We start from the raw sequence: 13,638 nt of genomic DNA, 5'->3' as shown, positions 1-13,638 counted from the left end.
TTACTTCATGCAAAAACGTATGAGTTTGAGTCTGCTGGCGATGCTGTTTTGTTTAATCAGTCAGCCCCTTCACGCAACAGAGTTAACCGTAATGATCTCTGGCGGCTTCAAAGCCGCATGGGAAAAACTGGCGCCGGAATTTGCTGAAAAACAGGGAATTACCCTGAAAACCGTACCTGGCCCGTCGATGGGGAAATCTGCTGAAGCTATTCCCAACCGTCTGGCGGCTGGAGAGAACGCTGATGTGATTATTATGGTCGGCGATGCGCTGAGTGATTTAAGCCGCAACGGCATGGTCATTGCGGATACGCGCACTGAACTTGCTGATTCAAGAATTGGTGTGGTCGTCAGTAGCGGTAAGCCAAAACCAGATATCAGCACTGATAAAACCCTGAGGAGCGCCTTACTGGAAACGGACTCGATAGCTTATTCCGACAGTGCCAGTGGCAGATATGTGCAGCAACAGCTGTTTAAAAAGCTGGGCATTGAACAACAGGTTCAGGGGAAAGCGCATCAGGTTGAGAAAACCCCGGTAGCGTTAACCGTCGCGCAGGGCCACTATACTATCGGGCTTCAGCAGGTGAGTGAGCTGCTGCCGGTTCCAGGCGTATCATTTGTGGGAAAAATTCCGGACAACGTTCAGTATGTCACGCGCTTTGCCGGTGCTGTGGCCGCTAAAACGGAGCACGCTGAAGAGGCGAAGCTTTTACTCCGCTACCTATCGTCAAAGCAGGTACAGCAAACCGTGCGCGCTACCGGGCTGGATTCTGTTACAACGCCTTAAGCAGTGGAATCGACGGCGTGTAGCGCAATAATCTGTTTTTCCAGCGCTCTGGCAAGGTGTGATAGCTCACGGCCACTGCGTTTAATTAACCCCACATTACGTCTTACCGTGGGGTTAATTAATCCTATGCTTGCCAGAACAGGATGGTCTGATTTTGGCATTGCCATTGCCGGAACGGCGGCAATTCCGAGACCGGCTTCCACCATTCCAAGCAGGGTAGTGACATGTCGGGTTTCACAAACACCTGGCGTCTCAGGAACGATATCGCCCAACGCCTGATCAAGCAGATTGCGATTACCTGAGGTTTTATCCAGCCTGACATAAGGATGAGTGTAAAACTCCTGCCATGTCATGGTTTTTCGCGCGGCAAGAGGGTGATCCCGACGGCATGCCGCAACATAAACTTCGTCGACTAAAGGAAAGAATTCCACGTCCGGTTGCGGTGTTCCGGTAAAGCTGAGGCCAAAATCCGCCTGGCCGCTGATCACTGCGTCATAAACATTCCCGGCGCTGGAATCAATCAGCTTGATACGGACTCGTGGATAGTGTGACTGGAAAGCGGCAATGACTTTTGGCATAAAATAGTAAGCCGCCGAAGGCACACAGGCAACGGTAATTAATCCTGCCCGGCTATTGCCAACATCACTGATATCCGACATTACCTCTTCAAAATCCATCAGCAGACGCTGGGCGCGAGGAGAGAATTTGCGCCCCACTAAGGTCAGACTGACGCGGCGGGTTGTCCTTTCAAACAGCTTAACACCGAGTAAGGTTTCAAGTTTATCAATGCGCCTGCTAAGCGCAGGTTGCGATATGCAAATCGCATCAGCCGCGGATTTAAAACTGCCGTATTCCACCAGCGCGCGGAATGCGTAAAGATCACTCAGGTCAAAATTTACCGCCATTATTATCCGCTTCCTTAAAACACTGTGCTTAAGTGAGTAAGCCGATGCTGGTATCAGGCCATGAACCGTCTAATGCCAGTTATGACAGACCATCAGAAACATCATTGGCGCTCACGCTTCTGCTGAATGCCGGAGCCTTAATAAATACACCATGATAATAGACTTACATTGGCGCGACATAAACTACGTCTAAAAGCCACGGCTGAACAGAGTGAAGGATAAAGGCGATTAATTTTCAGTTAAATTAATTGAGGTGCTTATGCAGGAAAGTGTGGAAGCCACGCCGTTGCTTTACGCCCGGAACGTGGCTTCCACTGGATTATGCCATTTTCTGTTTTTGCTTCCCGAATGAGCGCAGCACCGTCAACGGGCCGTCGCCTGACAGGGTAAATACCGACAGCACGGTAAACGACAGCGCCACCAGCCCCAGTACCAGATAGGCACCGTGGAAGCCGACCCGGTCATACATGTATCCGGCAAATAACGACATGAAAATCATCGCCAGTTGTTTAAAGAAGCAGAAACAGACCAGATAAATGGTCGCTGAGAAGCGAACTTCAAACTGGCTGGTAATGTATTTAAAGCAGCCGACAATCAGGAAAGGAATCTCAAACATATGCAGGGTTTTCAGAATCACCACTTCAGTCGCCGTGGTGGCAAAGGAAGAGCCGATAATGCGTACAGACATGATCATCCCAGCCAGCAGCAGCGCGTTCTTACCGCCAATCCGATTAACAATCAGTGGTGCAAAGAACATGATACTGGCGTTCAGCAGTTCACCCATAGTGGTGACATAGCCAAAGACACGCGTCCCCTGATCGTTGGTGCTGAAAAATGAGGTAAAGAAGTTGGCAAACTGTTGGTCAAACACATCATAAGTACAGGATACACCCACCACATACAGCGATAAAAACCACAGTTTTGGCTGCCTGAACAGCTCAAGTGCCAGACGGAATTTAAACGGCGAGTGGTTGGCACCGAGAGAATTCGCCACTTCCGCTGACGGCTGAGTTTGCGGCTTCGCAATAAACAGCAGAATAGCGAGGATTACCGCACAGCCAGAACCCAGCCAGAAAACAAACTCATTATTGATGGTAAACATGATGCCGGCGATCGAGGCACACAGCGCCCAGCCGATACAACCGAACAGGCGAGCGCGGCCAAATTCAAACTGGCTACGACGGCTGACCTTTTCGATATAGGCTTCAATCGCTGGCGCACCGCCATTATAGATAAAGCCAAGATAGATACCGCCGACAATCGAACCGAGCAGCAGGTTGGTTTGCAGCAGCGGCCCAAATACGTAAATAAAGAATGGCGCAAACATTACCAGCATGCCGGTAATAAACCACAGCAGGTGTTTTTTCAGGCCAAGCTTATCGGACAGCAGGCCAAAAATTGGCTGGAACAGCAGTGAAAAGAAAGAGATACAGGCGAAGATAATTCCGGTATCACTTTTGCTGACATGATTAATATCATGTAGCCAAATTGGGAAGAAGGGGAAGTAGGCTCCCATAATGAAAAAGTAGAAAAAGAAGAACAGCCCGAACATCCAGAAATTGCTGTTTTTTAAGTAGTACATGGTTCTTATCCTTAGGGGAGCAGTGGGCAGGCTGGCGCCTGCCCTGAAAAACCCGGCGGTTAGTTACGCGCCCAGTTCACTGTGTAGTGGTAATGTTGTTCCTGTAATAAAAACTCAGGCGATACGCTGGGGCTCCAGGAATCATCGCCACCCACTCCCATATGGAAGCCATCGATATTCAGCCAACTGCCCTGCTCTTCACGCAGCAAATGGCGATGTGAAATCTCATGCAATTGATGCTGGCTGTAGCGGCTGATATTAAAGTGGAAATTGCCGCGCCACTGGTTATCACCATATTCAAGACGGGTGGTACCGCAGCGCAAACCGTTTTCGGTAGGAAAGACGTACGGCGTATACATCTCTGCCAGCGGGCGCTGCCAGTGGTCATAGCGTGCTGATGCCTGGCGATCCGGATAATTTTCATGCGGACCGAGACCCAGCCAGCTCACCTGCGGCTGTACCTCTGCCAGCTGGCAGCTCAGGCCAATACGGGCTGGAGCAGGTACGCCATAAGCGACTTCCACATCAACACTGATCTGTAACTGACCCTGATTATCAATACGGTAGGTTTTGCTGCTGATAAACAGCGTTTTGCTCTGGGCACGCCAGCAGTGAACGGTATGCAGCTGCACCGCATGGTGCAGGGATTCAGCTTCGCAACTGATCAGCTGGGATTCCATTTCATACATCCCCGCCGCTTTCCAGCGCTCTACCCAGGCATTCGGGTCAATGCGCGTCACTTCGCTGACGCCGATATCGTTATCCAGCGGCGCACGGGTAAACTGATCCTGTAACGGAGTCAGCAGCAGATTTTCGCCAGCGCTTTGCCACTGCGTAAGCAAGCCGCTGGCGCGATTAAACTGCCAGTGCTGCGCGCCATGCCGCACATCGAACGTCTGCTCACTGATATCCAGCTGTGGGCTTTCACCGTGGCTGGATTTTACCGGCTCACTTAATAACTCAGGCAGACGCCATTGTTGCCAGGCGCAGACATGACCGGCGTCACTCCAGTCAGTGGCTTGAATCTGCTGCACTTCGACATTCAGCCACAGTTGACCACTGCGGGTCGCGGGCGGCAGATTAAGTTCGATCAGCTGTTTGCCTTGCGGCGCGATATCCAGCAGCACCTCTTCGCTGGCGAGCACTTCTCCCTCCAACTTCACTGTCCACACCAGTCGCTCATTATCGCTGTGACGGAACAGATACTCGCTGGTCACTTCTACTGCTGGATGACCATTGGTCAGTAACTGGAACTGGAAGAACTGTTGTACCTGCTGCGCTTCATACAGCGCCGGATGAGGGGAACGATCGGCAAATACCAGACCATTCATACAGAACTGACGGTCATTCGGTTTGTCACCAAAGTCGCCGCCATAGGCAGAAAATGGCTGGCCGTTTTCATCGTGCTTAATCAGTGACTGATCCACCCAGTCCCAGACAAAACCACCCTGCAGACGCGGATGTTGACGAAATGCCTGCCAGTATTTATGGAAGCCGCCAAAGCTGTTACCCATAGCGTGGGCATATTCACAAAGGATTAGCGGACGTTGCTCATCCGGCATGCCAATCCACTTTTTAATTGACCATTTTGGCACCTGTGGATGAGGCTGATCCTGATCGACGCGGGCGTACATCGGGCAGATAATATCCGTCGCCGCACTGTCAGCACCGCCGCCTTCGTACTGCACCGGGCGCGTCGGATCGTTGGATTTAATCCAGTTATACAGCGCATCGTGGTTACTGCCATGACCGGATTCGTTACCCAGAGACCAGATAATGATCGATGGATGATTGCGGTCACGCATCACCATGCGGGTAACGCGCTCGGTCATGGCTGGTAGCCAGCGGGGATCGTCACTTAAGCGGTTCATCGGCACCATGCCGTGGGTTTCGATGTTGGCTTCGTCCACTACGTACAGGCCATAGTAATCACACAGGCGATACCACATTGGATGATTAGGATAGTGCGAGCAGCGCACCGCGTTAAAGTTATGCTGTTTCATCAACAGAATATCGCGGCGCATGGTCTCCACATCCATCACCTGGCCCGTTTCCGGGTGATGTTCATGACGATTGGTGCCACGAATCAGCAGCGGCTTACCATTAACTTTCAGCAAACCCTCACTGATTTCCACTTTGCGAAAACCAACGTCATAAGCTTCGGCTTCAATGACTTCTTCACCGCGCTTTAATACCACCACAGCACGATAGAGATTTGGTATTTCAGCACTCCATAACAGCGGGCGTTCCAGCGGCAGTTTCAGCGTAGTACGGTCGTGATAAGCGCCGCGCTCATCGATAATCTCGCTGCCAATAGCCTGCTGCTGCTCAGTGATCAGCTGGTCACCGCGCCATAGCTGCACGGCGATTTGCACATCGGTTAATGGCTCACCTTCCACCACCACTAACGCTGCCAGTTCGGCCCGGCTGAAATCTTCATTAAGATGCGTCACCAGCCGTACATCGCTAAGGCGGGTCTCCGGTTTATGCAACAGCGACACATCGCGGAAGATGCCGCTCATACGCCACATATCCTGATCTTCCAGATAAGAGCCATCGCTCCAGCGCAGCACCATAACCGCAATGCGGTTTTCTGACGGCTTTAACACTGCGCTCAGATCAAACTCAGAAGGCAGACGGCTGTCCTGGGCATAGCCGATCCACTGCCCGTTACACCACAAATGAAACGCAGAATTCACGCCATCAAATACAATCCGCGTCTGTCCGCTGGCCAGCCAGCGCTCATCGACATCAAATGTGAGCGAGTAACAACCAGTGGCATTTTCCTGCGGCACAAACGGCGGGTTTACCGGAATTGGATAGGTGACATTGGTATAAATTGGCGCGTCATAGCCAAGAATCTGCCAGTTGGAAGGCACCGGCGTCGAATTCGCATCGCTCAGATCGCTATTCACCCAGCTGGCAGGCACCGCTTCTGGCCGCGCGAAATAGCTGAATTGCCACTCGCCATTCAGGCTGCGCAGTGAGGCGGAAGCGCTGTCCTCACGCGCCTGTTCTGCTGAGCGCCAGCTCGAAAATGGCGGATGGGCGTTCAGCTGATTCAGCTGAGTAACCGCCGGGTTTTCCCAGTCGCGGCGTTGTAATACGGCGTTTAAATCAATAGCGTTGTTAGTCATCGTCGGATTCCTTTAGCGTATTGCGATGCGCTCACAATTTTAAAGTAATATGATTTTGGCTAACGTAGCTGTAAAGCTGATTAGAGTTATTCGGTGATAGTCGTCACAAATAAACCGCAGTATCGGCTCCCGCCCTGACGGCATGCCGGATACACACCCCCGCCACCGTCGGCGGTTTATTTCAGGCGAGCGACCTGCAACGCAAGCCGCGCAAGCGCCTCAGCCAGAACATGTGGCGTAATTGCGCACGGTGCAGCGGTGGTTTTGCGTTCCACAAGACTGACCGGCAATATGACTGGCTCAACCTGTTCTTCCCTGATAAGCGCCAACAGATGATCGACGCTGACCTGGCCTAAGGCTTTAAAATCCTGCTTAATGGTGGTCAGTGGTGGAATAAAACAGGCACTGTCTTCGGTATCGTCATAACCCACCACGGATACATCGCCCGGCACTGCAAGACCAAATTCTGACAATGCCCGCAGCGTGCCGAGTGCCATTTGATCGTTTGCGACCAGAATAGCGCTCGGGCTCACCCCGCCGCGTAATAGCTGGATCACCTGCTGATAACCGGAAAGAGAGCTCCAGTCGCCGTGCATAATTGCGCTGGCGGTTAACTGATGCGCCGCAAGACACTGTTGCCAGCCTTCAAAGCGCAGACGCGCTGAGACAGAACTGAGCGGCCCGGTCAGTAACGCAATCTTCTGGTGGCCCAGCCCGACAAGATGTTCCACGCCTAACAACGCTCCCATCGTCGGATCGAAAACAATATGATCGGCGGCCAGTGCCGGCGATACATCAAGAAACAGCGCAGGAACCTCACCGCAACGTCGCTGGATCTCCAGCGCCTCAGCGTCTTCCAGTGGAATATTAACGATCAGTCCGTCTACCCGCTGAGAAAGCAGGCTGTTGACCGCCGCTTTACTCGCCTCCAGCCCAGCTTGTTCAATCATGGAAATCACCACATTGAACTGCATTTCTCCCGCTTTGGATTTGATTGCCGCGACGATTTGCGACGGTGCATGCAGAGAAAGATTAGTGGTGGCCAGCCCGATAGTATGGCTGAGCTTGCCAGCCAGCTGCTGTGCGACGCGATTAGGCACGTAGTTCAGCGCATTCATCGCCGCTTCAACTTTGAGGCGCGTTTTCTCTGAGACGTGACTGGCCTGATTAATCACGCGTGAAACGGTCTGGTAAGAGACGCCGGCACACTCTGCCACATCATACAGGGTCACAGACTTCGGTTTCATCGCGGGCTTCCTTATCAGACAGGCTCAGGTGGCGGGTATTCTACACATTCTGGCTCGGGGTAGTGCAATCAAGGGAGCCAAAAAAGACTCCCCTGCAATGTTTAACCCGCTTGCTTTAACTGTGCGCGCGCATTAAAAAAGCGACGGTAAGCAAGGTAACCGGCAATAATGGTCGACAGGCTGGCGGTACCCAGCAGCATAAACGTCACCATTATCTGATACTTGATCGCTTTCACCGGATCGATACCGGCAAAAATCAGGCCGGACATCATGCCTGGCAGGCTGACCAGCCCGACGGTTTTGGCTGCATCAACCGTCGGGATCATCGCGGCGCGAATACTGTCGCGGATCAGCTTAGCGGAAGCCAGTTTAACTGACGCGCCGAGGCTGAGCATTTCGAGGATTTTTTGTTGATTGTCGGCAAAACGCTGATTCAGATTGCTGTAGCACAGCCCGACCGCCACCATCGCATTACCGGCAATCATGCCGGAAATCGGAATCACCTGCATCGGGACAAATTCGATTGAGCCGCTCAGCACCAGAATCGTCAGCGTCGAGGTGGTGCTCACGGTGATGGCAACAAACGAAATCATCAGGGCATTGCCGATATTGCGACTGCGCTTGCGGGCATTTAGCGATGCATTAACGCAGATAAACAGCACCATCAGCACCGTCAGCCAGCCGTTGTTCAAATCGAAAATATACTTCAGCACATAGCCGACAAGGATCAGCTGAACAACCGCCCGCGCCACGCTCCAGACAATATCTTTTTCCAGACCCAGCTTCTCTTTGCCACTGACCAGCAGGGCAATCACTACCAGCATCAGCGCCAGAGCAAGCGATTCATTGGTAATATTATGCTGGCTCATTAGCACTCTCCAGGCCGACCGGCGTGAGCGTCAGTACCCGCTGTGCCTGGCTGATTTCAGCACTGTCGTGACTGATCCACATCACGGCAACACCCTCTTCCGCCGCCAGCCCGGTAATGAGCTGGTTAATCAGCTGCTTGTTTTCCTCATCCAGCGCACTGGTAATTTCATCAAGCAATAAAACATCCGGTAAGAACTGTAGGTTGCGCAACAGCGCCACCCGCTGTTTTTCACCGCCGGAAAGCTGCTCCGTTTTCTTATCCAGCATCTCCGGCGGCAGGTTGACCTTTTGCAACCAGCTTTGCAGTTTTGGCCTGTCGACTCTCTTGTGGCGGATTTGCCACGGCAGTGCCAGGTTATCAAATACCGTCTCGCCAAACAGTACCGGCGTCTGAAAACAATAAGAGACCTGTTGGCGATAGTGTTCTGCTTTTAGCTCACCGATCGGCTGGCCTTTAAAAAAGATATGGCCCGTCGTTGGCGTCAACAGCGAAGCAATAATCTTTAACAGCGTACTTTTTCCACTGCCGGAAGGCCCGGTCAGCAGTACAAACTCACCGGCGTTCAGCGCCAGCGAAACCGGCGCCAGCAGCTGACTGCCATCAAGGGAATAGCTTATTTCCTGCACGTCAAGCAGGGGAAAATCGGTCGACATTTTGCTTCATCCTGAAAAATAATCTGCAAAAGCATAGCGCTAAAAAGCCGCTTGTTGTCGCCTTTTTATCAGGCTGCCCTACTGACAGCCCGCTTTGCCTTACGCAATTAAAAACGCAGCTCACCGCCAAATACCCAGGTGCGGCCACGAGCGGTGGTATTAACTGACTTTCCATCATCGCCGACGTAGTTATAATCCTGATTCATTTTATTCAAAGCGGCGGCATAGTTTTTATTGCCCACGTTTTGTACGCTCAGGCGTAACAACAGGTTATCCGTCATCTGATAACTGCTGTAAACATCGATAACCGTTGGAATATTGGGCATATCATCTTTAGGCACATCGCCGGTATCAATACTTTCACCTTCAGGATGTAAACGCTTCGATTTTCCGGTGAATTTAATCAGGCTGCCTACCACCAGTTTTTTAGCAAGGAAACGCGCGCCGATATCCAGCGTGGCATAGCTGTCCGGCAAATCGCTTAAATCATCGTAGCCAAAACCCAACATGGTGGTACTGGCGATGGAGGTCGGCTGATCGGTATGTTGCTTACTCCAGGAGAGATTAATATAGGCATAATCAACATCATAGCTCGCTTCGATCTCATAGCCTTCGGTTTTCACCGGCGACAGCGAGTTGGTGTAAATATTGGCTTTGAAATTAGGATCGCTGTCTTCACCATTGCGGCACTTAACTCCGCTGGCGCACAGATAATAGTTCTGGCTGCTGATGTAGTCCTTAATCCGCGTCTGATAGGCGAGTGCTTTCAGCCTGAAGCTATCCTGCTCCAGCAACAGCCCATTTTTTACCAGATTAAATCCAGCCTGCCAGGTCTCTGACCGTTCAGGTTGCAGGAATGGATTCATTGAAGCGCCGCCTTCATTGGCAAAAAAGACCTCCTGTGGCACCGGAGCACGCGAGGAATGGCTATAGCTGATAAAGGGTTGCAGCCACGGCGTCACCTGCGCCGAAAACGCCACCGAAGGATTAACTGCATGATCGTTGAGCCTCAGATTTGCCGCGCCCTGCGGAAAGCATTGCTGATTCGCTGCACATGCCGGTTTGAAACCACTAACCCGACTTTGCGTATAATTCAGATTTAAATCCAATTGATAAATAGCTTTATTTATCGTCAGCCCGGTGTATAGCGCAGAGATCTTCTGCTTACCCGCTGGTGCAAACGTATTATAAACTTTTTCAGCGCTGTTATCATAAGCACGGGTATATTCGGTATCCATTACCTTACCGCCATACTGCCAGGCAAAATCGTAATCGCTCAGCGAAAAACGGCTGGTATTACTGATATTCACGGCGTCTGATTTATTAGTGGTGGAAGCATGATTGGCATCACTGAGTGAATTGACATCATAAGTCTGGTTAGAGCGGCTGGTACTGAGCAATATATTTACATCAACCAGCTCTGACAGCGGGGTGTAGTCATATTTCAGATAATAATCATCGCTGGTGATGTCACGGCGGGTAAACTTATTGGCGTAGTTACGTCCGGCCAGTTCAAGTTTACTGTAGCGATCGAGGTTCAGGTTAAGCTTATACAGCTGCGAATTGGGTTTCTGCTTCATGTAATTGTTATCTGAGCCAAACAGCTCACTGCTACTGGTGCCGGCACCATTGTTATAAGTGGCATACTGAACATTATCACTTAATCCCAGCAGGCCGCCGATGCTGCCACCGTCGCCAAAGGTTTCGCTTCTGCCAGCCACCGCCACCATGCCACTGCGCCCCAGTCCATTATCTCCGACGGTAAAACGCGTCAGCACACCGGCCCGGCGATTTTTTAGCAGCACATCATCAATGCCGATGGTACGCATATTGGCACTGCCGGCTAGCGCATTAACGCCCTGCGCTCCAGCGCTGCTGCCGCGGGTAATATCCACTCCGGCAAGGAAGTTGGGATCAATTAACACGCCTGAAGAGCTGTTCGCGCCACCATGATAGCTGGAAGGCGCCATACCGTTATAGGTCTGACTGACACCATCAACCATAGTATTGACGCGGCCAAAGCCGCTCATTCCGCGAATATTGACATTCACCGCCCCCTGTAACGGGTCTATTTGGGTAAAGGTTCCCGGCATGGTACGCAAAGTGGCATCAAGACTTTGCAGATTCTTATTGATCTTGCGTGAGCTAAAAGCGCCCGGCTTGCTGTAAGTTTCCTCATCGGAGCCGACATTATCGTTCTCCTGCTGCCGGGTATTATCAGCAACCTTTAACGTTGAGAAAGTCGACTCTCCTTTTTTTTCCGCAGCGCTGGCAATACAAGGAAAAATAAGACAGCTGGCCAATGCACAGTTGGCGATATTTTTATATTTCAAGGTAATGCTCCTGAGGTATTATTTTTTTCATTATCAAGGTAAAGCAGAAAGCTAAATGCACCAGCCGAGTCGCGCAGACGGGAATAGCGTCCGGCTTCGCCACTGTGCCCGGCATGCATATTAGTATTAAGCAGAATTCTCGCCTGCTTGTTTTGATTAAGCACGCGCAGACGGGCGACATATTTCGCCGCCTCCCAATAGGGTACGCGTGAATCATTTAATCCGCTGGTCACCAGCATATCGGGATATTCTTGTGCGGAGAGATTCTCATAAGGACTGTAAGATTTAATTATCGGATAATATTCAGCAGTAGCCGGATTACCCCACTCTTCATATTCCTGCTGCGTCATGGGCAGCGAAGCATCCAGCATGGTGTTCAGCACATCAACAAACGGCACCTGTAGCACCACCGCCGACAACAGTCCGGGAGCCTGATTCACTACTGCGGCCAGCAACAAACCGCCGGCGCTGCCCCCCATACCGTAAACACGTTTTTCTGCGCCATAACCCAGTGCGACCAGGCCGCGAGTGGCATCTATAAAGTCGTTAAAACTGTTTTGCTTAAGTGCCTTTTTACCGCTCAGATACCAGTTCACGCCCTTCTCACCACCACCACGCACGTGTATCAGCGCAAAGACAAAACCCCGGTCGAGCAAGCTGAGGCGTGGCGCACTGAATGCCGCATCGAGGCTGACACCGTAAGCCCCGTAGCCATATACCAGCAGCGGATTATGCCCTTGCCTGAAACTATCCTTGCGATACACCAGTGATACGGGAATCTGCTGACCGTCGCGTGCGCCAATTTGCACCCGCTCACTGGCGTACTGGCTTTGCTGAAACCTGGCAATTTTTTTCTGATGTACCAGTCGGGTACGATTAGTGGCTAAATCCCACTGATAATAACCCAGCGGTTTATCCAGAGATGAATAGAGATAATTAAATACCTGTGCATCACTGGATGGATTATTTCCCACCCGCGCCATATAGCTGGCGTCCGGAAATTGCAGGTTTTGCCATTGGCCAGTGGAAAACTCCATTCTGGCAAACTCGGTTTTACCGTCGGTACGTTGAATCACCGTCAGCCAGCGATCAAACAGGCTGAAGCTTTCAACTTCAATATTATTTTTCGCAGCAAGTACCGTTTTCCAGCTATCGCCCGGCTGGCGGAAAGAATAAATTTCGAAGTTCTTATCCCTGGCATTACTGCGCATAAAGAACTGGCCGTTGATATGATCAACATAATACTCAACAGCGGTTCGACGCGGTTGTATCAGCTGCAATGCAGCCTGCGGCCTGGTAAGGGATAAAACTCTGACCTCCGAAGAGTCATTACCGCTGGAAGTAATCAGCAGATAGTCGTTCGATGCCGAGCGAGCAATACCGGTATACAGCGTCTGATCCTGCTGCTGATAAACCAGTTTATCCGGCCCGGCATCATGCAGGCGATGTTGCATCACTTTAGATGGCGTCAGGGTTTGCGGATCGTTCAGCACATAAAACAGCGTATGACCATCCTGACTGAATACCATATCGCCTGAGCTGTTGGCGATACTGTCTGGCAACCATTTGCCGCTTTGCATATCCAGCAACGCCAGCTGATTCTGACCATCCCCACGTAAATCTTCAGCAATCGCCAGATAGCGATTATCGTCACTGACTACATAGCGCGAGAGATGATAATATCGCTTTCCCTGACTGCGCTGATTCGCATCGAGCACCTTTTGCCAGACTACCTCTCCATTTTTCTGGCGCATTAGTTGCGGATAATTGGCATTTTCCGGGAACTGACTTTGGTATCGATAACCCTTTATTTCATAGGGTGGGGAATATTTATCCTGCGCCTGCCGCTCACTCATTTCAGCATATATTTGCTTGCTGAGCGGCTGCCAGCGTTGTGATATCCCGGCGGTGTAATTATTCTCTGCCGTCAGATAGTCCAGCACTTTTTTATTTTGCCGTGAGTCATCCCGCAGCCAGTGATAGTTATCCTCACGGGATTCCCCCTGGGTGACGATGATTTCCGGTTTACTCTCTGCTACCGGCGCGGCTGGCTGAGAAGCAGCCACGGCGAAATGCATGGCTAATAATAAATTAGCCATCATGACCCAACGAATATTCAGCATTGA

9 protein-coding genes are annotated in these 13,638 nt (G+C 51.3%); 1 reads left to right on the top strand and 8 read right to left on the bottom strand.

Translation table 11 applies throughout. The features are described from left to right. Positions 1 to 7 precede the first annotated feature (7 nt). Positions 8 to 784, top strand: coding sequence for a substrate-binding domain-containing protein (locus ACP3TC_RS02950; protein ID WP_426817489.1), 777 nt, complete (start codon positions 8 to 10; stop codon positions 782 to 784). Here the strand turns inward: ACP3TC_RS02950 and ACP3TC_RS02945 are convergent. From ACP3TC_RS02945 to ACP3TC_RS02910, 8 genes are all read right to left on the bottom strand, one after another. Next, positions 781 to 1,689 carry a LysR family transcriptional regulator gene (locus tag ACP3TC_RS02945; RefSeq protein ID WP_313853705.1) on the bottom strand — a complete coding sequence of 303 codons (909 nt, stop codon included), beginning with the start codon at positions 1,687 to 1,689 and terminating at the stop codon, positions 781 to 783. The genes ACP3TC_RS02950 and ACP3TC_RS02945 overlap by 4 nt on opposite strands. Before the next feature lie 319 nt (positions 1,690 to 2,008). Beyond that, a complete protein-coding gene (locus tag ACP3TC_RS02940; RefSeq protein ID WP_313853706.1) occupies positions 2,009 to 3,271 on the bottom strand; it encodes an MFS transporter in 1,263 nt (420 codons plus the stop codon). A gap of 59 nt (positions 3,272 to 3,330) precedes the next feature. Further along, positions 3,331 to 6,408 (bottom strand): beta-galactosidase, encoded by a 3,078-nt coding sequence (locus tag ACP3TC_RS02935; protein WP_426817488.1) that lies wholly within the window; start codon positions 6,406 to 6,408, stop codon positions 3,331 to 3,333. Between the two features lie 176 nt (positions 6,409 to 6,584). After that, the gene (locus ACP3TC_RS02930) at positions 6,585 to 7,655 is read right to left on the bottom strand and encodes a LacI family DNA-binding transcriptional regulator (RefSeq protein ID WP_426817487.1); all 1,071 of its coding nucleotides are present in this window, start codon (positions 7,653 to 7,655) and stop codon (positions 6,585 to 6,587) included. Positions 7,656 to 7,756: 101 nt separating this feature from the next. Further along, positions 7,757 to 8,524 carry an iron efflux ABC transporter permease subunit FetB gene (fetB, locus tag ACP3TC_RS02925; RefSeq protein ID WP_313853709.1) on the bottom strand — a complete coding sequence of 256 codons (768 nt, stop codon included), beginning with the start codon at positions 8,522 to 8,524 and terminating at the stop codon, positions 7,757 to 7,759. After that, entirely contained in the window at positions 8,511 to 9,179 is a 669-nt protein-coding gene (gene fetA, locus ACP3TC_RS02920; protein WP_313853711.1) for an iron efflux ABC transporter ATP-binding subunit FetA, read from the bottom strand. The genes fetB and fetA overlap by 14 nt, the downstream gene beginning before the upstream one ends. A 107-nt stretch (positions 9,180 to 9,286) precedes the next feature. Continuing rightward, positions 9,287 to 11,512 (bottom strand): TonB-dependent receptor domain-containing protein, encoded by a 2,226-nt coding sequence (locus tag ACP3TC_RS02915; protein WP_426817486.1) that lies wholly within the window; start codon positions 11,510 to 11,512, stop codon positions 9,287 to 9,289. Continuing rightward, a complete protein-coding gene (locus tag ACP3TC_RS02910; RefSeq protein WP_426817485.1) occupies positions 11,509 to 13,635 on the bottom strand; it encodes a S9 family peptidase in 2,127 nt (708 codons plus the stop codon). Before ACP3TC_RS02910 ends, ACP3TC_RS02915 begins: the two co-directional genes overlap by 4 nt. Positions 13,636 to 13,638: the final 3 nt, after the last annotated feature.

Source organism: Winslowiella sp. 2C04, assembly GCF_050037805.1.
In the GTDB taxonomy this organism is placed as follows: Bacteria; Pseudomonadota; Gammaproteobacteria; order Enterobacterales; family Enterobacteriaceae; genus Erwinia; species Erwinia toletana_A.
Note: the sequence above shows the minus strand (reverse complement) of the source record. Positions and strands in the feature narration are given on the sequence as shown.

What these genes read in the sequence shown, in the direction of transcription:
- ACP3TC_RS02950 (WP_426817489.1), top strand. Translation starts at nt 8, where the DNA reads ATGCAAAAACGTATGAGTTTGAGTCTGCTGGCGATGCTGTTTTGTTTA.
- ACP3TC_RS02945 (WP_313853705.1), bottom strand. Translation starts at nt 1,689, where the DNA reads ATGGCGGTAAATTTTGACCTGAGTGATCTTTACGCATTCCGCGCGCTG.
- ACP3TC_RS02940 (WP_313853706.1), bottom strand. Translation starts at nt 3,271, where the DNA reads ATGTACTACTTAAAAAACAGCAATTTCTGGATGTTCGGGCTGTTCTTC.
- ACP3TC_RS02935 (WP_426817488.1), bottom strand. Translation starts at nt 6,408, where the DNA reads ATGACTAACAACGCTATTGATTTAAACGCCGTATTACAACGCCGCGAC.
- ACP3TC_RS02930 (WP_426817487.1), bottom strand. Translation starts at nt 7,655, where the DNA reads ATGAAACCGAAGTCTGTGACCCTGTATGATGTGGCAGAGTGTGCCGGC.
- fetB (WP_313853709.1), bottom strand. Translation starts at nt 8,524, where the DNA reads ATGAGCCAGCATAATATTACCAATGAATCGCTTGCTCTGGCGCTGATG.
- fetA (WP_313853711.1), bottom strand. Translation starts at nt 9,179, where the DNA reads ATGTCGACCGATTTTCCCCTGCTTGACGTGCAGGAAATAAGCTATTCC.
- ACP3TC_RS02910 (WP_426817485.1), bottom strand. Translation starts at nt 13,635, where the DNA reads ATGCTGAATATTCGTTGGGTCATGATGGCTAATTTATTATTAGCCATG.